General features: G+C 57.7%; 18 protein-coding genes and 1 pseudogene. 3 read left to right on the top strand and 16 right to left on the bottom strand.

What is annotated here, in order from left to right:
* Nucleotides 1-50: 50 nt before the first annotated feature.
* Nucleotides 51-200 (bottom strand): hypothetical protein, encoded by a 150-nt coding sequence (locus tag A1WC_RS28110; RefSeq protein WP_012540400.1) that lies wholly within the window; start codon nt 198-200, stop codon nt 51-53.
* A gap of 131 nt (nt 201-331) precedes the next feature.
* Between A1WC_RS28110 and malT the strand changes: the two genes are divergently transcribed.
* A complete protein-coding gene (gene malT / locus A1WC_RS02490) occupies nt 332-3,037 on the top strand; it encodes an HTH-type transcriptional regulator MalT (protein ID WP_008806996.1) in 2,706 nt (901 codons plus the stop codon).
* Nucleotides 3,038-3,052: 15 nt separating this feature from the next.
* Here the strand turns inward: malT and A1WC_RS02485 are convergent, their stop codons facing one another.
* The 3 genes from A1WC_RS02485 to glpE are packed head-to-tail and all read right to left on the bottom strand — an operon-like array spanning nt 3,053 to nt 5,071.
* Entirely contained in the window at nt 3,053-3,811 is a 759-nt protein-coding gene (locus A1WC_RS02485) for a DeoR/GlpR family transcriptional regulator (RefSeq protein WP_008806995.1), read from the bottom strand.
* A gap of 49 nt (nt 3,812-3,860) precedes the next feature.
* On the bottom strand, nt 3,861-4,691 hold the full coding sequence (gene glpG / locus A1WC_RS02480; RefSeq protein ID WP_008806994.1) for a rhomboid family intramembrane serine protease GlpG: 831 nt from the start codon (nt 4,689-4,691) through the stop codon (nt 3,861-3,863).
* Between the two features lie 50 nt (nt 4,692-4,741).
* Nucleotides 4,742-5,071 (bottom strand): thiosulfate sulfurtransferase GlpE, encoded by a 330-nt coding sequence (gene glpE, locus A1WC_RS02475; protein WP_004202138.1) that lies wholly within the window; start codon nt 5,069-5,071, stop codon nt 4,742-4,744.
* Nucleotides 5,072-5,275: 204 nt separating this feature from the next.
* Here glpE and glpD point away from each other — a divergent pair, with 204 nt between their 5' ends.
* The gene (gene glpD, locus A1WC_RS02470) at nt 5,276-6,784 is read left to right on the top strand and encodes a glycerol-3-phosphate dehydrogenase (RefSeq protein ID WP_004202136.1); all 1,509 of its coding nucleotides are present in this window, start codon (nt 5,276-5,278) and stop codon (nt 6,782-6,784) included.
* Nucleotides 6,785-6,846: 62 nt separating this feature from the next.
* On the opposite strand, the gene A1WC_RS02465 is transcribed toward glpD, so the two are convergent.
* The 8 genes from A1WC_RS02465 to asd form a co-directional block, all read right to left on the bottom strand.
* Nucleotides 6,847-7,146, bottom strand: coding sequence for a helix-turn-helix domain-containing protein (locus tag A1WC_RS02465; RefSeq protein ID WP_008806992.1), 300 nt, complete (start codon nt 7,144-7,146; stop codon nt 6,847-6,849).
* Nucleotides 7,146-7,493 (bottom strand): type II toxin-antitoxin system RelE/ParE family toxin, encoded by a 348-nt coding sequence (locus A1WC_RS02460; protein WP_016161909.1) that lies wholly within the window; start codon nt 7,491-7,493, stop codon nt 7,146-7,148. Before A1WC_RS02460 ends, A1WC_RS02465 begins: the two co-directional genes overlap by 1 nt.
* Before the next feature lie 214 nt (nt 7,494-7,707).
* Nucleotides 7,708-10,155: a glycogen phosphorylase gene (gene glgP, locus A1WC_RS02455; RefSeq protein WP_008806990.1), complete on the bottom strand. Its 2,448-nt coding sequence runs from the start codon at nt 10,153-10,155 to the stop codon at nt 7,708-7,710.
* Nucleotides 10,156-10,172: 17 nt separating this feature from the next.
* Nucleotides 10,173-11,606, bottom strand: a complete 1,434-nt coding sequence (gene glgA, locus A1WC_RS02450) for a glycogen synthase GlgA (RefSeq protein WP_004202133.1) — start codon at nt 11,604-11,606, stop codon at nt 10,173-10,175.
* Nucleotides 11,606-12,901, bottom strand: a complete 1,296-nt coding sequence (gene glgC, locus A1WC_RS02445) for a glucose-1-phosphate adenylyltransferase (RefSeq protein WP_008806989.1) — start codon at nt 12,899-12,901, stop codon at nt 11,606-11,608. Before glgC ends, glgA begins: the two co-directional genes overlap by 1 nt.
* Nucleotides 12,902-12,981: 80 nt before the next feature.
* On the bottom strand, nt 12,982-14,958 hold the full coding sequence (glgX, locus tag A1WC_RS02440) for a glycogen debranching protein GlgX (RefSeq protein WP_016161910.1): 1,977 nt from the start codon (nt 14,956-14,958) through the stop codon (nt 12,982-12,984).
* The gene (glgB, locus tag A1WC_RS02435; RefSeq protein WP_008806987.1) at nt 14,955-17,141 is read right to left on the bottom strand and encodes a 1,4-alpha-glucan branching enzyme; all 2,187 of its coding nucleotides are present in this window, start codon (nt 17,139-17,141) and stop codon (nt 14,955-14,957) included. Before glgB ends, glgX begins: the two co-directional genes overlap by 4 nt.
* 238 nt (nt 17,142-17,379) lie before the next feature.
* Entirely contained in the window at nt 17,380-18,486 is a 1,107-nt protein-coding gene (asd, locus tag A1WC_RS02430; protein ID WP_012540397.1) for an aspartate-semialdehyde dehydrogenase, read from the bottom strand.
* Between the two features lie 103 nt (nt 18,487-18,589).
* Between asd and A1WC_RS28350 the strand changes: the two are divergent.
* Nucleotides 18,590-18,952, top strand: a pseudogene (locus tag A1WC_RS28350) (hypothetical protein).
* Here the strand turns inward: A1WC_RS28350 and gntU are convergent.
* The 4 genes from gntU to A1WC_RS02410 all read right to left on the bottom strand — a co-directional run bounded on the left by gntU (nt 18,949) and on the right by A1WC_RS02410 (nt 22,805).
* The gene (gene gntU, locus A1WC_RS02425) at nt 18,949-20,289 is read right to left on the bottom strand and encodes a gluconate transporter (protein WP_008806984.1); all 1,341 of its coding nucleotides are present in this window, start codon (nt 20,287-20,289) and stop codon (nt 18,949-18,951) included. The pseudogene A1WC_RS28350 and the gene gntU sit on opposite strands and share 4 nt — an antisense overlap.
* Nucleotides 20,289-20,819, bottom strand: a complete 531-nt coding sequence (gene gntK, locus A1WC_RS02420; protein ID WP_012540395.1) for a gluconokinase — start codon at nt 20,817-20,819, stop codon at nt 20,289-20,291. The genes gntU and gntK overlap by 1 nt, the downstream gene beginning before the upstream one ends.
* Nucleotides 20,820-20,999: 180 nt before the next feature.
* Complete coding sequence (gene gntR, locus A1WC_RS02415) at nt 21,000-21,995, bottom strand: gluconate operon transcriptional repressor GntR (RefSeq protein WP_002920777.1); 996 nt, start codon at nt 21,993-21,995, stop codon at nt 21,000-21,002.
* Between the two features lie 114 nt (nt 21,996-22,109).
* On the bottom strand, nt 22,110-22,805 hold the full coding sequence (locus A1WC_RS02410; RefSeq protein ID WP_002920779.1) for a pirin family protein: 696 nt from the start codon (nt 22,803-22,805) through the stop codon (nt 22,110-22,112).
* Nucleotides 22,806-22,826 lie beyond the last annotated feature (21 nt).

Here is a 22,826-nt window from a genome sequence, read left to right on the forward strand (position 1 = left end):
ATAAGCACATTTCATCACATTGATCCGCAAAAAAGATTACTTCTAAGAAATCACTGACAATAATTTAATAAAAACAAACAACTACTCTTCACATAAAATAAATCTCTCCCCGCTCCGCCAGCCGCCGCCTGAAAACCGCTGGCGGCGAGTTCTGCCTGCGATTTTTCCCCATTCTCAACCAATGTCAAAATTTGTGACATAGAGCAAATTCAAGAGCATAAAGTTCGGACATAACTTGCAATAAATTTCATAATCACCGACCTTATTAGATATTAATTACGAAGCGCAAAAAAAATCGCAACCTCTCTCTTGCACAGCGAAATGTAGAACTATGTTGATTCCGTCCAAATTAAGTCGTCCGGTCCGCCTTGAACACACTGTGGTTCGTGAGCGTTTACTGGCGAAACTTTCCGGCGCGAACAATTATCGTCTCGTGCTGATCACCAGCCCTGCCGGGTACGGTAAAACAACGCTCATTTCTCAGTGGGCCGCGGGTAAAAACGATCTCGGGTGGTTTTCGCTGGACGAAGGCGACAATCAGCAGGAGCGTTTTGCCAGCTATCTGATCGCGGCGATCCAGCAGGCCACCGGCAACCACTGCGCGGCCAGTGAAGCGATGGTGCAAAAGCGCCAGTACGCCAGCCTCTCCTCTCTTTTTGCGCAGCTGTTTATTGAACTTGCCGACTGGCAGCGCCCGCTGTATCTCGTCATTGACGATTACCATCTGATCAATAATCCGGTGATCCATGACGCGATGCGCTTTTTCCTGCGCCATCAGCCGGAGAATATGACCCTGGTGGTGCTGTCGCGTAACCTGCCGCAGCTGGGCATTGCCAACCTGCGCGTCCGCGATCAGCTTCTGGAGATTGGCAGCCAGCAGCTGGCCTTTACCCACCAGGAAGCGAAACAATTTTTCGACTGCCGTCTGACGTCGCCAATCGAAGCCGACGACAGCAGCCGGCTGTGCGACGATGTCGCCGGGTGGGCCACCGCGCTGCAGCTTATCGCCCTCTCCGCCCGCCAGAATAACTCTTCCGCCCAACACTCCGCCCGCCGCCTCGCCGGGATTAACGCCAGCCATCTGTCGGATTATCTGGTGGATGAAGTACTGGATAACGTCGACGCCCGCACGCGTAACTTTTTGCTGAAGAGTTCTCTGCTGCGCTCGATGAACGACGCGTTAATCGTGCGCGTCACCGGCGAAGAGAATGGCCAGATGCAGCTGGAGGAGATCGAACGCCAGGGGCTATTCCTGCAGCGGATGGATGATTCCGGTGAATGGTTCCGCTATCACCCGCTGTTTGGCAGCTTCCTGCGCCAGCGTTGTCAGTGGGAGCTGGCGGTTGAACTGCCGGAGATCCACCGCGCTGCGGCGGAAAGCTGGATGGCGCAAGGGTTCCCCAGCGAGGCCATTCATCATGCGCTGGCCGCTGGCGATGCCAAAATGCTGCGCGATATCTTACTCAACCACGCCTGGGGCATGTTTAACCATAGCGAACTGGGGCTGCTGGAGCAGTCGCTGTCGGCGCTGCCCTGGTCAAATCTGCTGGAAAATCCGCGCCTGATCCTGCTGCAGGCCTGGCTGATGCAGAGCCAGCATCGTTACAGCGAAGTCAACACCCTGCTGGCGCGCGCCGAGCAGGAGATGAGTGTGGAAATGGACACCGCGATGCATGGCGATTTCAACGCGCTGCGCGCACAGGTAGCGATTAACGACGGCGACCAGGACGAAGCGGAACGTCTGTCGATGGTGGCCCTGGAAGAGCTGCCGCTGGCCAACTATTACAGCCGCATCGTCGCCACCTCGGTGCATGGCGAAGTCCTCCATTGCAAGGGGAAACTGACCAAATCCCTCGCCGTGATGCAGCAGACCGAACAGATGGCCCGCCGTCACGACGTGTGGCATTACGCGCTGTGGAGCATTATTCAGCAAAGTGAAATTCTCTTTGCCCAGGGCTTCCTGCAGGCTGCCTGGGAGAGCCAGGAGAAAGCCTTCCAGCTGGTGCGTGAACAGCACCTTGAGCAGTTGCCGATGCATGAGTTCCTGCTGCGCATCCGTTCTCAGCTGCTGTGGGCATGGGCGCGCCTCGACGAAGCTGAAGCCTGCGCCCGCCAGGGAATGGACGTTCTCTCAACTTATCAGCCGCAGCAGCAGCTGCAGTGTCTGGCGCTGATGGTCCAGTGCTCGCTGGCGCGCGGCGATCTCGATAATGCCCGTAGCCACCTGAACCGGCTGGAAAACCTGCTCGGTAACGGTCACTATCACAGCGACTGGGTCTCCAACGCCGATAAGGTGCGGGTGATCTACTGGCAGATGACCGGCGATAAAACCGCGGCGGCCAACTGGCTGCGCCAGACGCCGAAGCCGGAATTCGCCAACAACCACTTCCTGCAGAGCCAGTGGCGCAACATTGCCCGGGCGCAGATCCTGCTGGGCGATTTCGAACCGGCGGAAATGGTGCTGGAAGAGCTGAACGAAAATGCGCGTTCGCTGCGTTTGATGAGCGATCTCAACCGCAACCTGCTGCTGCTCAACCAACTGTACTGGCAGGCAGGACGCAAGAGCGAAGCGCAGAAAGCCTTGCTCGAAGCCCTGACGCTCGCCAACCGCACCGGCTTTATCAACCACTTTGTGATTGAAGGCGAGGCGATGGCTCAGCAGCTGCGCCAGCTGATCCAGCTAAACACTCTGCCGGAGCTGGAGCAACACCGTGCCCAGCGTATTCTGCGCGACATCAACCAGCATCATCGCCACAAATTCGCCCACTTTGACGAAGGGTTCGTCGAGCGGCTGCTGAATCACCCGGAGGTGCCGGAGCTTATCCGCACCAGCCCGCTGACCCAGCGCGAATGGCAGGTGCTTGGCTTAATCTATTCCGGTTACAGCAACGAGCAGATTGCCGGCGAGCTTGACGTGGCGGCCACCACCATCAAGACCCACATTCGCAACCTGTATCAGAAACTGGGCGTCGCCCACCGGCAGGACGCGGTGCAGCATGCTCAGCAGTTACTCAAAATGATGGGATACGGCGTCTGACGACGCCGTTGCCGTTTAGCACAGCTCCAGCTGGAGGTTGTTATCGGTGATGACCTTCAGCACGCCCGCCGGCGGCAGCACGTCGGTATAGACCGCATCAACCATACTGATACTACCCATATTGACCATCGCATTGCGGCCAAACTTGGTATGATCCACCACCAGCATCACGTGGCGTGAATTCTCAATGATCGCGCGCTTGGTGCGCACTTCATGATAATCAAACTCCAGCAGCGAGCCATCGCTGTCGACGCCGCTGATGCCAAGAATGCCGAAGTCGAGACGGAACTGCGAGATAAAATCCAGGGTCGCTTCCCCAATGATCCCGCCGTCGCGACTACGCAGTTCACCACCGGCGAGAATAATGCGGAAGTCCTCTTTAACCATCAGCGTGTTGGCCACGTTCAGGTTATTGGTGACAATGCGCAAATCGTGGTGATCGAGCAGGGCGTGCGCCACCGCTTCCGGCGTGGTGCCGATATCAATAAACAGCGTCGCCCCGTCGGGGATCTCGCTGGCTACCCGCCGGGCGATACGCTCTTTTTCCGCCGTCTGGGTCGCTTTGCGATCGTGCCAGGAGGTGTTCACCGAGCTGGAGGGCAGCGCCGCGCCGCCGTGATGGCGGAGGATCATTTTCTGTTCGGCTAAATCATTCAGGTCGCGGCGGATGGTCTGCGGGCTGACCGCGAACTGCTCAACCAGCTCTTCCGTGCTGACGTAACCCTGTTTTTTTACCAGCTCGATAATCGCGTCATGACGTTGTGTTTGTTTCATGAAATATCCCTGGAAAAATGTCGCCTACCCGACCCCTGTCGGTAAGTCTTTATGCGCGTTTTCGCCCATGTAAGGTATCAACAAACGCCATCGCCAGGCCGGTCGCCAGACCAGCCACATGCGCGCCGTTAGCGATCGCCATGCCGAAAACGTCAAACCAGCCAGCAATTAACCACACTAAAGAAAAGAGTATCAACCCGCGCTGCAGATAAATACCGCTCTGCGGATCGCGCTCGCCCCGCAGCCAGACGTAGCCCATCAGCGCATAGACCACGCCCGATAAGCCGCCAAACCACGGGCCGCTAAACTGATGCTGCACGAAGCCGCTCAACAGGGCGCTGATAACGGTGATCACCACCAGTTTGCCGCTGCCGATGCGTTTTTCCACCGCGCCGCCGAGATACCACCACCATAGCAGGTTGAAGAGAATATGCATCAGCGAGAAATGCATGAAAGCATGGCTGAAATAGCGCCAGGCTTCAAACTGCAGCGAAGGATCGTAGGGCCAGGCCAGCCAAATCATCACCGGCTGATCGCCCAGCAGATTTTGCAGGATAAACACCGCGATGCAGATGAGCAGAATCGCCCAGGTGAACGGGCCGGCGTTATGCCGCAGCGTGGCAAAGAAAGGAAAGCGCTGATAGCGCAACCCGCTATTGGTCTGTCCGGACTGCCAGCTCGCCGCCAGATAACGCGGATCCGCCGGGTTCTCAAGGAAGCGGGCCAGCTCAGCCCTGACACGCCCGGCCTGACTCTCATCAGCCAGCCAGACGTCGCTCTGGGCGTGCTGCTGAATGGTCAGGATAATCCCCTGCGTCGCCATATAATCGACAAACGCCTGGGCCACCCGTGGATTGGCAAAAGAGGTAATCATTAACATGCAGCGAATCGCTTATTCCACACAAAGGGGGATAGTATACCTGCCAGCCGTTAAAACGTCCCGTGCGCCACTTCCGCCGGGAAATGGCGATGCCAGGCGTCGAACCCGCCATCAACGCTGTAGACCTTATCAAACCCCTGCTGCAGCAGATACTGCGCGGCGCCCTTGCTGCTGTTGCCGTGATAGCACATCACCATCACCGCCGTGTCAAAGTCGTGGTCACGCATAAACGCGCCCAGCGTATCGTTGGTCAGATGAAACGCGCCCGGCGTATGGCCCATCGCATAGCTTTGCGGATCGCGGATATCCACCAGCACCGCCGTCTGCTGATGCAGCTTCTGGTGCGCTTCTTCAACGTTGATACATTCAAACTGTTCCATGGTTCTCTTCTCTTTCTCGTCATGACGGGCGATGGCCGGCCCAATTTTACCCTGTAGTGTACCGTCAGGCGGTAAAGAAACGCCAATATGTTACACCCATCACTCCAAAATGTTTTTTTGATGTTACCAAAAGCGCGTTTGTTTGCTATAGTGAGCGATATCGAGCATTTGTGAGCTTAAACGAAAGTGTGAGAGGGTAAGAACGTGGAAACCAAAGATCTGATTGTGATAGGCGGAGGCATCAACGGTGCCGGTATCGCGGCAGATGCCGCCGGGCGGGGTTTATCCGTACTGATGCTGGAAGCGCGCGATCTCGCCTGCGCTACCTCCAGCGCCAGTTCCAAACTTATCCACGGCGGGCTACGCTACCTCGAACACTATGAGTTCCGCCTGGTCAGCGAAGCGCTGGCCGAGCGTGAAGTGCTGTTAAAAATGGCTCCGCATATCGCCTTCCCGATGCGCTTTCGTCTCCCGCATCGTCCGCATCTGCGTCCGGCATGGATGATCCGTATCGGCTTGTTTATGTACGATCATCTGGGCAAACGCACCAGCCTGCCGGGCTCCACCGGCTTGCGTTTTGGCGCAGAATCGGTACTTAAGCCGGAAATTGTGCGCGGTTTCGAATATTCCGACTGCTGGGTCGACGATGCCCGCCTGGTGCTGGCCAACGCGCAGATGGTTGTCCGCAAAGGCGGCGAAGTGCGGACCCGCACTCGCGCCATCTCGGCAAAACGAGAGAATGGCCTGTGGGTGGTGGAAGCGGAAGATATCGATAGCGGCGAGAAGTTTACCTGGAAGGCGCGCGGTCTGGTCAATGCCACCGGTCCATGGGTCAAACAGTTCTTCGACGAAGGGATGCATCTGCGCTCGCCTTACGGTATCCGCCTGATCAAGGGCAGCCACATCGTGGTGCCGCGAGTGCATACTCAGAAGCAGGCCTATATTCTGCAAAACGAAGATAAACGTATTGTGTTTGTTATCCCGTGGATGGATGAGTTCTCCATCATCGGCACGACGGACGTCGAGTATAAGGGCGATCCGAAAGCGGTAGCCATTGATGATAAAGAGATTAATTACCTGCTGAACGTCTATAACGCGCACTTTAAAAAGACTCTCAGCCGGGACGATATCGTCTGGACCTACTCCGGCGTCCGTCCGCTGTGTGATGACGAGTCGGATTCGCCGCAGGCGATCACCCGCGACTACACGCTGGATATTCACGATGAGAACGGCCAGGCGCCGCTGCTCTCCGTCTTCGGCGGGAAGCTGACCACCTATCGCAAGCTGGCCGAGCATGCGCTGGAAAAACTGACTCCCTATTACAAAGGAATCGGCCCGGCATGGACCAAAACCGCGGTGCTCCCCGGCGGCGATATCGGCGGCGACCGCGACGACTATGCAGCAAAACTACGCCGTCGCTTCCCGTTCATCAGCGAATCACTGGCCCGCCATTATGCCCGCACCTACGGGAGCAATAGCGAGTGGATCCTGAAGGAAGCCAGCGCCCTGAGCGATCTGGGGGAAGATTTCGGCCATGAGTTTTATGAAGCCGAGCTGAAGTATCTGGTTGAGCACGAATGGGTGCGCAGCCTGGATGACGCCATCTGGCGTCGTACCAAACAGGGCATGTGGCTGAATGGCGAGCAGCAAGCGCGCATCAGCGAATGGCTGGCGCAGCATGCGGGAAAGTCTGAACTGTCGTTAGCGTCCTGACATCGCGTGGCGCCAGGAGAGAAATACCCGGGCTATGGCTTGCGCTTGGCCCGGATACCTGTTCACAAATTAAACGAGACTTTTTTTCCAGTCGGCAACGTGACATTTATACTGAGTTCTCCCCCCAATGCCGCAATGTAGCGTTTTAGGGTCGAAAGCCGCGGATCGTTATCAGCCTGTTCCATTTTAGCGATCGTTGGCTGCTTTACCCCCATAGCCGCAGCCATCTCTGTTTGCGACATTTGCAACTCTTCTCGAAGCAAGTTTAAAGCGACAGACTGGCGTATCTCTGCCGCTTTCGCTGCAATACGCTGCTGGCTTTCAGGACTCTGTTTCGCCATGAGTTCTTTTAGCGTGGCCATTATCGCTCCTTAGTCAGGTGTTGGCTGAATTCTCTGTCAGCCAGAGTAATCATCTCTTTGTAAAAACGTTTCTCATTCATGCCATCCTTATTGCTCGCACATAAAACGATAGCTTTCCGCAGAGGATCAAAAGCAAAAAAGGCGCGGATGGGGAGCCCATGATGCTGAACCCGGAGTTCTTTCATATTCTGAAACGTTGAATCTTTCACCGTATCAACATACGGGCGCCCAAGCTGCGGACCAAACTCAGACAAGATGAGCATCGTGGCCAACATATCCTCTTTTAAAGCTCTACTTTGTAATTCGAACCAGGCATCAAACGTATCCGTCGTTTCTACATCCCACATAGGCGATCCCTCATAGCCTAAAGGCTATCATCCATATTATAGCCATTAGGCTATGAACGTAAACTTATTGAGCATTTATCGTACTGCTGGCGAATTCACGTCAATAGTATATTCCCGCAATAGCCTGAATCCTCCCCGGCACTTTTCCGAATAAAACGTTCTCCGCACAGACAGAAACGGGGCCAAATGGCCCCGTTGAGTTGCATTGACTGGCTTACAGCCTTACCGGGTCGATATGCCAGATATATTTCGCGTACTCCTGGATCGTCCGGTCAGAGGAGAAGTAGCCCATGTTGGCAATATTCAGCATCGCCTTATAGGCCCACTCTTCCGGATGTTGATACAGCTCGTCGACGCGATCCTGACAGTCCACATAGCTGCGATAGTCCGCCAGCACCTGGTAGTGGTCGCCAAAGTTAATCAGCGAATCCAGCAGGTCGCGGTAGCGCCCCGGTTCCGCCGGGCTGAACACGCCGGTACCGATCTGCGTCAGCGCCTGGTGAAGCTCTTCATCCTGCTCGTAGTATTCGCGTGGTTTATAGCCGCTGCGACGTAGCTCCTCCACCTCTTCCGCGGTGTTGCCGAAGATAAAGATATTCTCTTCGCCCACGTGCTCCTGCATCTCCACGTTCGCCCCGTCGAGGGTGCCGATAGTCAGCGCTCCGTTAAGGGCAAACTTCATATTGCTGGTGCCGGAAGCTTCAGTGCCTGCGAGGGAGATCTGTTCCGACAGGTCTGCCGCCGGAATAATCAGCTGCGCCAGGCTGACGCTGTAGTTGGGGATAAAGACCACCTTCAGCTTGTCGCCAATCTGCGGATCGTTATTGATCACCGCGGCCACATCGTTGATCAGGTGAATAATATGCTTGGCCATGTAGTAAGCCGAGGCCGCCTTACCGGCGAAAATGTTCACTCGCGGCACCCACTCCGCCTGCGGATCGGCTTTGATCCGGTTATAGCGGGTAATGACGTGCAGCACATTCATCAGCTGGCGTTTGTACTCATGGATGCGTTTGATCTGCACATCAAACAACGCCTTCGGATTCACCACCACATTAAGCTGCTGCGCAATATAGCTGGCCAGCCGCTGTTTGTTTTCCAGTTTAGCCTGACGCACCGCCTGATTGACCGTCGGATAGTCGATATGCTGCTTCAGCTCGTCAAGCTGGCTCAGATCGGTCCGCCAGGTGCGGCCGATATGCTCATCCAACACTTTCGACAACGGCGGGTTGGCCAGCGCCAGCCAGCGGCGCGGCGTGACGCCGTTGGTGACGTTGGTAAAGCGCATCGGGAAGATTTTAGCGAATTCGGCAAACAGCGACTCCACCATCAGCCGCGAATGCAGCTCCGACACGCCGTTGACCTTGTGGCTGACCACCACCGCCAGCCAGGCCATCCGCACGCGACGGCCGTTGGACTCGTCGATAATCGAGGTTCGGCTGAGCAGCGCGGTATCATTGGGATACTGCTCCTGCAGGGTCTTGAGGAAGTAATCGTTAATCTCGAAGATAATCTGCAGATGGCGCGGCAGAATTTTGCCCAGCATATCCACCGGCCAGGTCTCAAGCGCCTCGCTCATCAGCGTATGGTTGGTATAGGAGAAGACCTGACAGGTCACCTCGAACGCCTCGTCCCAGCTGAATTTATGTTCGTCGATAAGCAGGCGCATCAGCTCCGGTATTGACAGCACCGGGTGGGTGTCATTGAGGTGAATGGCAATCTTGTCCGCCAGGTTGTCAAAGGTCTTATGCAACATGTAATGGCGGCTCAAAATATCCTGTACCGTCGCCGACACGAGGAAATACTCCTGGCGCAGACGCAGCTCGCGTCCGGAGTAGGTCGAGTCATCCGGATAGAGCACGCGGGAGACGTTTTCGGAGTGGTTTTTATCCTCTACCGCAGCGAAGTAGTCGCCCTGGTTGAATTTACCAAGGTTAATTTCGCTACTGGCCTGCGCGCTCCACAGACGCAGCGTGTTGGTGGCGTCGGTGTCAAAGCCGGGGATGATCTGGTCGTAGGCTTCCGCAATAATCTCTTCCGTCTCAATCCAGCGGGTTTTCTTTCCTTCCTGCTGAATGCGGCCGCCGAAACGCACTTTGTAGCGGGTGTTGTGGCGCTCAAACTCCCACGGGTTACCGTACTCCAGCCAGTAGTCAGGGGACTCTTTTTGTCGGCCATCGACGATATTCTGTTTAAACATCCCGTAGTCGTAGCGGATCCCGTAACCGCGTCCCGGCAGACCCAGCGCCGCCAGGGAATCCAGGAAGCAGGCCGCCAGACGGCCCAGACCGCCGTTGCCAAGACCGGGGTCATTCTCTTCATCGATCAGCTCTTCCAGATCGAGCCCCATCTCCGCCAGTGCGCTGCTCACATCGTCATAAATGCCCAGCGACAGCAGCGCGTTAGAGAGGGTACGGCCAATCAGGAACTCCATCGACAGATAGTATACCTGGCGCACTTCCTGCGAGAGCTGCGCGCGGTTGGAGCGCAGCCAGCGCTCCACCATGCGATCGCGGACGGCAAACAGCGTGGCGTTAAGCCATTCATGCTTGTTGGCGATGGCCGGATCTTTACCGATGATAAACATCAGCTTATAGGCAATAGAGTGCTTTAACGCCTCAACGCTCAGCGTCGGTGATGCATAGCTAAAGGGTACATTCATAACAATGACTCCAGTGGTTACATCAAGCGTTGATAAAGTTCGCGATAGGAGTTCGCGGCAACCTGCCAGCTAAAATCCATATTCATCGCCTGACGCTGCACATAGCGCCAGAGCGACGGGCGCGACCAGAGAACAAAGGCGCGACGGATAGCGCGCAGCAATGACAGCGCATTGCTGTCCTCAAAGACAAACCCTGTCGCCAGACCATCGGCAAGGTTCTCCAGCGAACTGTCAGAGACCGTGTCCGCCAGCCCCCCGGTGCGGCGCACCAGCGGCAGCGTGCCGTACTTCAGACCATACAGCTGAGTTAAGCCGCACGGTTCAAAGCGGCTCGGCACCAGAATGACGTCGGCGCCGCCCATAATGCGATGGGAGAAGGCCTCATGGTAGCCAATCTGCACCCCCACTTTGCCCGGATGTTCGGCGGCGGCGGCGAGGAAACCTTCCTGCAGCACCGGATCGCCGGCGCCCAGCAGCGCCAGCTGGCCGCCCTGCTCAAGCAGACCCGGCAGCGCTTCGAGCACCAGATCCAGCCCTTTCTGGCTGGTCAGGCGGCTGACCACGGCAAACAGCGGCGCTTTGTCATCGACCTTCAGGCCCATCGCAATCTGCAGCTGACGCTTGTTCTCCGCCTTCTCCTCCAGCGTGTCGCGATCGTAGCGCATCGGCAGCAGCAGATCGTTTTGCGGACTCCAGATACCGTCGTCAACGCCGTTGAGGATCCCCGACAGCCGTCCTTCATGATGGCGCTGGCGCAGCAGCCCTTCCATGCCGTAGGCGTATTGCGGTTCGGTGATCTCGCGCGCGTAGGTCGGGCTTACCGCCGTAATATGGTCGGCGTAGTAAAGACCGGCCTTCAGAAACGAGATCTGACCGTTAAACTCGAGGCCATGCATGTTGTAAAACGACCACGGCAGCTCGATATCATTCATATGCCAGGAGTAAAACATCCCCTGGTAGGCCAGGTTGTGCACGGTAAAGACCGATTTAGCCGGGCGTCCGCGCGCCGCCAGGTAGGCCGGCGTCAGGCCGGCGTGCCAGTCATGGGCATGCACCACATCCGGGCGCCAGAACGGATCCAGTCCGCTGGCCATTTCGCTTCCCACCCAGCCCAGCAGCGCAAAGCGCAGGACGTTGTCGGTATAAGCGTGCTGGTTGGTATCGTGGTATGGGCTCCCCGGCCGGTCATAGAGATGCGGGGCGTCTATCAGGTAGATCCCCACGCCGTTAAAGTGGCCGTACAGCAGCGTGATCCGCCCGGCGAAGGTATCGCGGCGGGTTACCACCTGGGCATCCACCACGCCGCGGCGGATATCGGGAAACGCCGGCAACAGCACGCGGGTGTCGATACCCTCCGCAATTTGCGCCGCCGGCAGTGCGCCGATGACGTCCGCCAGACCGCCCGTCTTTAACAGCGGGAACATCTCAGAACATACATGTAAGACCTGCATTAGCGCTCCTGTTTGTGCCCCAATTTCCGCAGCATGTCGCGGGTCACCAGCACGATACCTTCCTCTGAGCGATAGAAGCGGCGTGCATCCTCTTCCGCGTTCTCACCAATCACCATACCTTCCGGGATGACGCAGGCGCGGTCAATCACGCAGCGACGCAGGCGGCATGAGCGCCCCACCCAGACATCTGGCAACAAGACTGCCGAATCAATGTTACAGAATGAGTTCACCCGCACGCGCGGGAACAGCACCGACTGCACCACCACCGACCCGGAGATAATGCAGCCGCCGGAAACCAGCGAGTTCAGGGTCATGCCGTGGCTACCGGAGCGGTCCTGGACGAACTTCGCCGGCGGCAGCGATTCCATATGGGTGCGGATCGGCCAGTTCTGGTCGTACATATCCAGTTCCGGCGTGACTGACGCCAGATCGAGGTTGGCCTTCCAGTAGGCCTCCAGCGTTCCCACATCGCGCCAGTACGGCTCAGCGTTCGGGTCAGACTGCACGCAGGAGAGCGGGAAAGGATGTGCATAAGCCATGCCAGCTTCGGTGATCTTCGGAATGATATCTTTGCCGAAATCGTGGCTGGAGTTTTCGTTGCGATCGTCTTCTTCCAGCAGCTCATAAAGATAGGCGGCGTCAAAGATATAAATGCCCATACTGGCCAGTGATTTGGTCGGGTCGGTTGGCATCGCCGGCGGGTTAGCGGGTTTCTCGACGAATTCAATGATTTTTTCGTTTTCATCGACCGCCATGACGCCGAAGGCGGATGCCTCTTCAATGGGCACCGGCATGCAGGCCACGGTGCAACGCGCCCCTTTTTCGACATGGTCAATCAGCATGCGCGAGTAATCCTGCTTATAAATATGATCGCCCGCGAGGATCACCACGTACTCCGCTTTGTAGCGGCGGATGATGTCCAGGTTCTGCGTCACTGCGTCCGCCGTGCCGCGATACCAGTTTTCGCCGTGCACGCGCTGCTGGGCTGGCAGCAGATCGACAAACTCATTCATCTCTTCGCTGAAGAACGACCAGCCGCGCTGGATATGCTGCACCAGCGTGTGCGACTGATACTGGGTGATGACGCCGATACGGCGGATCCCTGAGTTAATGCAGTTAGATAATGCGAAATCGATAATACGGAACTTGCCGCCGAAGTGAACGGCAGGTTTCGCACGCTTAATGGTGAGATCCTTGAGCCGGGTGCCACGCCCGCCCGCGAGGATCAACGCCACGGATTTGATGGGTAATTGACGCGCCAGCATCAGCGGATCGTTTTTTTCAAGCCTAACCATGATTAACTCCTTTTTACACCCCAGCTTTCCTTCTCATCCCGCCGCGCCGCCGCCACGAGTTCAACCGGAAGCTTCAGGGATTACGACCTTTGAAATACGCACACTCCGTGCGCGGGCCCATGCCAGACAGCCATGATGACCGGATTATCCTCTCCGGCGAAGGGAGGAACGGCGCGCCATTCCCCCTCAGGTAAAACCATATCGACCACCTCTGAGGTGGCGTTCAGCGTGAGCAGCCAGCGATCAGACAACTGGATCTGCATACACGCTGCGCCCTGCTGCCACTCCCCGGCAGTCAGCGGCTGGGCGTTGCGATTAAGCCAGCGGACATTGCCATCGCCCTCCTGCCACCAGCGGTTGCGGGTGAGCGCTGGAATGCGACGGCGCAGGTGGATCAGCGCCGCGGTAAACGCGGTTAACCCCGGGTTCGCCTGACGCCAGTCCAGCCAGGTCAACGCGTTATCCTGGCAGTAGGCATTATTGTTGCCGTGCTGGCTGTGGCCCTGCTCATCGCCCGCCAGCAGCATTGGCGTCCCCTGAGCCAGCAGCAGCGTCGTCAATAGCGCATGCACGCTGGCGCGCCGCCGTTCAATCACCGCAAGATTGGCGTCTAATCCCTCTATACCATGATTGTTGCTGTAGTTATTGTTAGTCCCATCGCGATTCTCCTCCCCGTTTGCCTCATTGTGTTTCTGATTGAAACAGACGCAGTCGCGGAGCGTGAAGCCATCGTGGGCCGTCACCAGGTTCACCGTCGCCGATGGCCGTTTGCCATCGCGAGCAAAGAGATCGCTGGAGGCCGCGAAGCGTTGCGCAAAGTCACCGAGGGAGACGTTTTGCTGCAGCCAGAAACGACGGGAAATATCGCGAAAATGGTCATTCCATTCGGCGAACAGCGGTGGAAAATTAGCCACCTGATAGCCGCCCGGGCCGATATCCCAGGGTTCCGCAATCAGTTTCACCTGCGACAGCACGCTGTCGCGGCGGATAGCCTCGAACAGCGGCGCATCCTGGCGGAATTCCGGCGTCCGCCCCATCACTGAGGCGAGGTCGAAGCGAAAGCCGTCAACATGGCACTCATCCACCCAGAAGCGCAAACACTGGCGCGCCCATTCCACCACCCCGGGGTGGCTGAGATTGAGCGTATTACCGCAGCCGGTCCAGTTGTGATAATCGCCATCCTCCCTTACCCAATAATAGCTACGGTTGTCGATTCCGCGCAGGGAGACGGTGGGCCCTTCGAGATCAATTTCCGCGCTATGGTTGAGCACGATATCCAGAATCACCTCGATGCCGGCGGCATGAAGCGCCTTAACCGCATCACGAAACTCATTGAGGGCACGCGCGGGATCGCTGGCATAGCGCGGATCCAGCGCGAACCATGCCAGCGGGTTGTAGCCCCAGTAGTTGCTCAAGCCCATCCGCTGCAGTCGCGGCTCGCTGGCGAACTGCGCTACCGGCAACAGCTCGAGGGCGCTGATGCCCAGCGATTTGAAGTAAGCGATCATCACCGGGTGGCCCAGCGCCTTATAAGTTCCGCGAATGGCTTCCGGCAGCTGCGGGTGCAACAGGGTGAGCCCTTTCACGTGCGCTTCATAAATCACCGTTTCCCCCCACGGGGTACGCGGCGGCTTATCGCCCCGCCAGTCGTAATGCAGATCCACCACTTGCGATTTTGGCGCGATTGCGGCGCTGTCGCGATGATCCGGCTCCCACATTCCACCATGCAGGCGTTCGTCATCCGGCAGATCGCCCTCGACCCGATACGCGCAGGGATCGAGCAGCAGCTTCGCCGGGTTAAAGCGGTGCCCCTGCGCCGGGTCCCAGGGACCATGCACCCGATAGCCGTAGCGCAGGCCCGGCCCGGCAGCGTCCAGCCAGCCGTGCCAGATGTCGCCGCTGCGCGCCGGGAGATCGACGCGTTGCTCGTTGCCCTGCTCGTCGAATACGCACAGCTCCACCCGCTCCGCATGGGCGGAGAAGAGGGCGAAATTCACGCCCTTGCCGTCATAGCTGGCGCCCAACGGCGCAGGTTTGCCTGCCGCCAGTGAGGTCATTGCGCCTCCCGGACCAGCCAGATCGTCGCCAGCGGAGGCAGGGTCAACGATAGCGAGTGTTCGCGGCCATGGCTGGCGATCGCGTCGCTCTCCACCACACCGCCGTTACCCTGGTTGCTGCCGTGATAGTGCATGGAGTCGGTATTCAACGCCTCGCGCCAGCGTCCCGGCTGGTTAATGCCGAAGCGGTAGTCATGGCGAGGCACCGGCGTGAAGTTGCTGGCGACGATAATCTCATTCCCGGCCCGGTCGCGGCGCACAAAGACAAACACCGAACGCTCATGGTCGTCGACCACCAGCCATTCGAAACCGTAGGGGTCAAAATCCAGCTCGTGCAGCGCTTTATGGTGACGGTAGGTATGGTTCAGGTCACGCACCAGTCGCTGGACGCCATGGTGCCAGTTGTCGCCGCCCTCCAGCAGATGCCAGTCGAGGCTGCCGTCGTGGTTCCACTCGCGGCCTTGAGCGAACTCATTGCCCATAAACAGCAGTTTTTTACCCGGGAAGGCGAACAGCCAGCCGTAGTAGGCGCGCAGGTTGGCAAACTTCTGCCAGGCATCCCCCGGCATGCGGTCGAGAATCGATTTTTTGCCGTGCACCACTTCATCGTGGGAGAGCGGCAGCACAAAATTTTCGGTGTAGTTGTAGAGCATGCCGAAGGTCATTTTGTCATGATGGTAGCGGCGATGCACCGGATCGAGCTTCATGTAATCCAGGGTGTCGTGCATCCAGCCGAGGTTCCATTTGAACCAGAAACCGAGGCCGCCGCCGGCTGGCGGACGGGTCACCCCGGCAAAATCGGTGGACTCTTCCGCCATCGTCACCGCGCCCGGCGTCTGTTCGCCGAGGATGCGGTTGGTGCTGCGCAGAAACTCAATAGCTTCCAGATTTTCCCGGCCGCCGTATTCGTTGGGGATCCACTCACCTGCCTTGCGGCTGTAATCGCGATAGATCATTGAGGCCACCGCGTCGACCCGCAGGGCATCAATACCGAAGCGCTCGATCCAGTACAGCGCGTTACCGACGAGGAAGTTGCTGACTTCGCGGCGACCATAGTTGTAGATCAGGGTATTCCAGTCCTGGTGATACCCCTCGCGTGGATCGCTGTGCTCATACAGCGAAGTACCGTCAAACGAGGCAAGGGCAAAATCATCCGCCGGGAAGTGGCCGGGCACCCAGTCAAGAATGACGTTCAGCCCGGCGGCGTGCGCGGCGTTGATAAAGTAACGGAAATCGTCGCGGGTGCCGAAACGGCGGGTCGGCGCATAGAGCCCGGTGGGTTGATAGCCCCAGCTGCCGTCGAACGGGTGCTCGTTAACCGGCAGCAGTTCGAGATGGGTGAAGCCCATCCATTTCGCGTAGGGCACCAGCTGGTCGGCCAGCTCGCGGTAGCTCAGCCAGAAATTATTATCGGTATGACGGCGCCAGGAGCCGAGATGCACTTCATAGATAGAGATCGGGGCATCAAACTGGTTCGCCGCTTTGCGGTCCGCCGGCTGTTCCACTTTGGGCGGCAGGTCGCAGATAAGCGAGGCGCTTTCCGGACGCATTTGCGACTCAAAGGCGTAAGGGTCGGCTTTGACCCGCAGATGGCCGTGGGCGTCAATCAGTTCGAATTTATACAGCTGGCCATTATGCGCGCCGGGAACGAACAGCTCCCAGATCCCGGACTCTTTGCGGAATCGCATCGGGTGGCGTCTGCCATCCCAGTAGTTAAACTGCCCCACCACCGACACGCGGCGGGCATTCGGCGCCCACACCGAGAAACGGGTACCGGTGACGCCGTCCATGGTGGCAGCGTGCGCGCCCAGCGTTTCGTAAGGGCGCAGGTGGGTCCCTTCGGACAGCAGCCAGACGTCAAGATCCTGCAACAGCGGACCAAAGCGATAAGGGTCATCAATCAGATTCTGCTGCCCGTGCCAGGTGACGGCCAACTGATAGCGAAAGGCGTTTTTGCGACGTGGCAGGACGCCGCTGAAGAAACCACGCGAGTCGAGGCATTCGAGCTTGCCGACTTTGCGTCCGGTTTTCGGTTCAATAACCCACACGTCGGTGGCATCGGGTAATAATGCGCGTACTTCCAGCCCGGCGTCAGTACGGTGCATGCCGAGCACGGAAAAGGGATCCGCGAAATGACCGGCGATTAGCGCATTAATCACGTCTCTATCAATATGATTAGACATGCTTTCATCCTGTTGTAAGTGTCGCTCATTCCTGTAACTGGCGACTTTTTTTGACCTGAACGGCGCAGTGCTCTCAGCATCCTCCTGCTCCGTCCCACCTTCAGGTAAGGAATTCCTTACTTAAAGCATAGCCAAGGCTGAGTTACCTCCGTGGGGAAAAATCTAACATCCGCGTTTACTCCTTGTATTACGCAAAAAAAAAGGGGGCTTGAAGACCCCCTTTATGTTCATCCTGCGCTTACGCCAGCTGGCGAAGCATCCGGCGCAGCGGCTCCGCAGCGCCCCACAACAGCTGGTCGCCAACGGTAAAGGCCGACAGATACTCCGGCCCCATATTCAGTTTACGCAGGCGCCCTACCGGGGTGGTCAGGGTGCCCGTCACCGCGGCTGGGGTCAGCTCGCGCATGGTAATCTCACGATCGTTCGGTACCACTTTGGCCCACGGGTTGTGCGCGGCCAGCAGCTCCTCAACGGTCGGGATAGACACATCTTTCTTCAGCTTGATGGTGAACGCCTGGCTGTGGCAGCGCAGCGCGCCAACGCGGACGCACAGGCCGTCTACCGGGATAACGGACGAGGTGGCGAGGATCTTGTTGGTCTCCGCCTGGCCTTTCCACTCTTCGCGGCTCTGGCCGTTATCCAGCTGTTTGTCGATCCACGGGATCAGGCTGCCCGCCAGCGGTACGCCGAAGTTATCCACCGGCAGCTCGCCGCTGCGGGTCAGCGACGTCACTTTGCGCTCGATATCCAGAATGGCGGAAGCCGGATTCGCCAGCTCTGCCGCAACATGGTTGTGCAGCTGACCCATCTGGCTCAGCAGCTCGCGCATATGACGCGCGCCGCCGCCGGAAGCCGCCTGGTACGTTGCCACGCTGACCCACTCCACCAGATCCTGGGCAAACAGGCCGCCGAGGGACATCAGCATCAGGCTAACGGTACAGTTGCCGCCGACAAAGGTTTTGACGCCATTATTCAGGCCGGCGGTGATCACGTCCTGGTTAACCGGGTCGAGGATAATGATCGCATCGTCCTTCATGCGCAGCGAAGAGGCGGCGTCAATCCAGTAACCCTGCCAGCCGCTTTCGCGCAGCTTCGGGTAAATCTCGTTGGTGTAATCGCCGCCCTGGCACGTGACAATAATGTCCAGTGCCTTCAGCGCGTCCAGATCGAACGCATCCTGAAGCGTGCCACCGGTGCTACCGCCGAATGACGGCGCTGGCTGTCCCAGCTGGGAGGTAGAGAAGAACACCGGGCGAATGGCGTCGAAATCGCGCTCTTCAACCATGCGTTGCATGAGAACAGAGCCGACCATTCCGCGCCAGCCGATAAAACCAACATTTTTCATAACGTATTCCTGCGAGGTGTGTGCTGTTTGTGCCTGGCCAGTTTCCAACTGGATTATCCCTCACCTTACAAAATGCAGCTAAAGTCGCAAGTGAAATTAATCAATGATTGCTGAACAATCAGAAAAGCAACTTATCCTGCACATTGTCCACCGTCGCTGGTCGTCGTCAAAAACGCAACGATTATCGGGGAAATCCCCTGCGCAATGGAATATTTTCCGTCGCTATTTTATTGATCCTGATTATGGATTGAGCGCGAAATCAGGTGATTTACCGCTTGCCAAATAAACGCATCAAACCCAGGCACAGCAAGGGCTGACGAGGGATACGAGTATCGTCGTAGCGCTAATAAGGGCGAATAGCAGGCAAGGAAAAGGGGGAAAAAGGGCGGCTTATTACAAAGAAGCCAGGGTAAGCAGCGTTACCCTGGCTTTTTATACCCCGCGAGCGGGAGGTGAGCGGGCTTAGCTCAGCAGCTGGAAAGCGATCATACCGACAATCGCCCCGGTGGTACCCAGGATGGTTTCCATCATGGTCCAGGTTTTCAGCGTCTGGGCTTCCGTCGCACCAGTAAATTTACCGAACAGCCAGAAGCCGGCATCGTTCACGTGGCTTACCACAATCGAGCCGCCGGCGATACAGATAGACAACGCTGCCATCTGCGCGCCGCTATAGTTCAGCTGCTCAATCACCGGCATCACCAGGCCGACCGCCGTCAGACAAGCAACGGTCGCGGACCCCTGAATGATACGGACGGCAGCCGCCAACACGAAACAGGTAATCGCAATCGGCAGACCCAGGCCTGTCAGCGCTTCGCCGAGCGCCGGGCCGACGCCGGAGTCAACCAGCACCTGCTTGAAGACGCCGCCGGCGCCGATCACCAGCAGGATAATCCCCGCCGGCTGCAGCGCGTGGCCACAGATCTCCATCACGCGGTCTTTCGCCATCCCCTGGCGCATCGCCAGGCCGTAGATCGCGACCAGGCAGGCAACCAGGATCGCGGTGAACGGATGGCCGATAAACTCGAACCATTCGTAGGCAGTGGAACCCACCGGCACAAAGCGCGCGGCGATGGTTTTCAGACCCACCAGCACCAGCGGCAGCAGGATCAGCGACAGGCTAAAGCCGAAGGAGGGCATTTTGCCTTCGCCGAGATGCGGTTCGCTGATATCGTCAGGAATATGCAGCTCAACGTAGCGGCTAATGAAGTTACCCCACAACGGACCGGCGATAATCATCCCCGGGATCGCGGCGCACAGGCCAATCAGGATCATCCAGCCAAAGTCGGCGTGCATTTGCGACGCCAGCAGCATCGGCGCCGGCCCGGGAAGCAGGAACGCGGCGGCGGCGGCCACCCCGGCAAACAGCGGGATCACCAGCTTCACGAGGTTAGTGCCGGTATGGCGCGCCATCGAGAAAGCGACGCTGATCAGCAGGACAATGGCCACTTCGAAGAACAGCGGCAGCGCGCAGATAAGACCGGCAAGACCAATCGCATAGTGCGCGCGGTTGTGGCCGAAGGATTTGAGCATCTTGACGGCAATCTGATCGACCGCCCCCGTTTCATGCAGGATCTTACCGAACATCGCGCCGAGCGCGACGACGATCGCCAGGAAGCCCAGCGTACCGCCCATCCCTTTCTCCATCGTCGCCGCGATTTTATCCAGCGGCATGCCGGAGAAAAGACCTGCACCAATAGAAACCACCATCAAAGCCACGAAGGCGTGCATCCGCGCTTTCATGACTAAAAACAGCAGCAGCAATACCGAGCCGACTGCTGTTAAAACAAGCGTTAAAGTACTCACTAGTGACTGCCTTTGTTGATCACCTCGATGGTGCTGGCCACCACGCCTTCCAGCGGCTGGTCGATATCGACGATAAGCACATCGCTCTCGTCGGCGCCTGGTTCCTGCAGCGTTTCAAACTGCGTCACCAACATTTGGGTTTTGAAGAAGTGTCCTTTGCGTGCCTTCAGACGGTTTTCGATCACGTCGAAATCGCCTTTCAGATAGATGAAGGAGAGGTTCGGGTTGCCCTTACGCAGAATGTCGCGGTAGCTCTTCTTCAGCGCCGAGCAGACGATCAGCGACACCTTGTTGGTACGCTGCATAGCAAACGCGGCGTCATTCAGCGCCTGCAGCCACGGCGTGCGGTCATCATCGTTCAGCGGCTCACCGGAGGCCATCTTGGTGATGTTGCTGCGCGGATGCAGAAAGTCGCCGTCGAGAAACGCGGCATGCAGTTGATGCGCCACTTCGCTGGCGACAGCGGATTTCCCGCTGCCGGAAACGCCCATCAGAACATAGACGTGGTGATCATGATTAGTCGTGCTCAAAGCATCCTCCCACCGGACAGGTACGCCGCGCCATGGCTGACTCATCCAGCGCGAAGGCGGCGTATCGGTTAATTGTTACGGGTAACTGTTATCGGTAACATTGTCATGCCGGACCTGTGGAGAAGCAATATCCATTCGTGCCAGATGTGAATATGTGTGATCTACTTCAAACTTGTCAGTTTAAATTGATCCGCCCGGTGACAATGTGAAACCTAAATCTAACATCTTAGGGGTAATCGCTTCACCACGAATGCGCGCCAGCAGCCGTTCGGCGCCGATGCGTCCCATCCGCTCGCGCGGGGTCAGGACGCTGGCGAGACGCGGCTCCATCACCTGGCCGATATCATGGCCGTGGAACCCGGCGATCGCCATATCATCGGGGATCTTCAGCCCCAGACGCTGGCATTCAAACGCCGCGCCGACCGCAAGGTCATCGTTGGTACAGAAGATACCGTCAAGCTGCGGATATTCGCGGCGCGCCTGACGCATCAGCTCAATACCCGACGAGTAGGACGAAGACTGCTCCACCATCACGCTATAGGGCGTCATCCCGGCGTCGAGCATCGCCTGCTCGTACCCCTTCTGTTTGATGATAGTTCGTTCATCGAGACGCGCCCCCAGATAGGCGACGTGGCGGTGGCCGCGGGCGATAATCGCTGCGGTCATCTGCCGGGCGGCTTCAAAGTTATCAAACCCGACGGCGATATCGAGGCACGGCGACCGGCTGTCCATCAGCTCCACCACCGGAATGCCGGCGACTTCAATCATCTTCAGGGTGCGAGGCGTATGAGTGCGTTCGGTGAGGATCAGGCCGTCAATGTTCCAGGAGAGCATCGATTCGAGGCGTTTCTCTTCCATTTCCGGCTTATAGCCGTAGTGCGCCAGCATGGTTTGATAGCCGAAGGCGTCGGTGACGCTTTCGATACCGCGCAGCACTTCCGAGAAGACCTGGTTAGTTAACGACGGCAGCAGCACGCCGATGGCGCGGCTGGTCGCGTTGGAGAGAATGTCAGGGGCGCGATTGGGAATATAACCCAGTTCATCGAGGGCAACGGCAATCTTGCCACGCAGCGCTTCGGAGACCTGCTCCGGGTTGCGTAAATAGCGACTGACCGTCATTTTGGTCACGCCGACAAGATCGGCTACATCCTGAAGTACGGGTCTTTTCTTTTTCATCGTCCTGACTGTGATCAACGGGGAAACATTTTCTCAGTTTATCACGGACAAAGCGCAACCTTCGCCGATGTTGGAGAAGGTTGCGCAATTTATTTAACCTGGCTCAGATAACTATCAAACCGGCGGCAGATCGAACAGCAGGATCTCGCTATCGCTGTCGGCATGAACCGAAATCGCCTGCTCGTCCCAGATGGCCAAACCGTCGCTGGTGGTGGCTTTGGTACCGTTGATGGTCACTTCGCCTTTGACCACCTGGATCCACACGCGGCGTTCCGCGGCAATCTGGTGAACCGACTGCTCATCTTTCAGCAGCGCCCAGCGATAGAGTTCCATATCCTGGTACACCTTCAGCGAGCCATCTCGCGCATCTGGCGACAACACCAGCTGTTTGCCCTGGGCGGCGTCGAAGCGGCGCTGCTCGTAGCGCGGGGTAATGCCGGTTTCTTCCGGAATAATCCAGATCTGATACAGACGCAGACGATCGGTTTTGCTCGGGTTGTACTCAGAGTGGCGTACCCCGGTACCCGCACTCATGATCTGGAACTCGCCTGCCGGCACCTGCTCTTTGTTGCCCATGCTGTCCTGGTGCTCCACCGCCCCTTCCAGCACATAAGTCAGGATTTCCATGTCTTTGTGTGGATGGGTACCGAAGCCCTGACCGGCGTCGATGACGTCGTCGTTAATCACCCGCAGGGCAGAGAAGCCCATAAAATTCGGGTCATAATAGTTGGCGAAAGAGAAAGTATGCCAGGAATCCAGCCAACCATGGTTAGCGTGGCCACGTTCGTTCGCTTTGCGTAAGTAGATCATGTTGCACCCCCGTATGTTTTC

The sequence above is a fragment of the Klebsiella sp. KTE92 genome (assembly GCF_000398905.1).
GTDB lineage: Bacteria > Pseudomonadota > Gammaproteobacteria > Enterobacterales > Enterobacteriaceae > Klebsiella > Klebsiella variicola.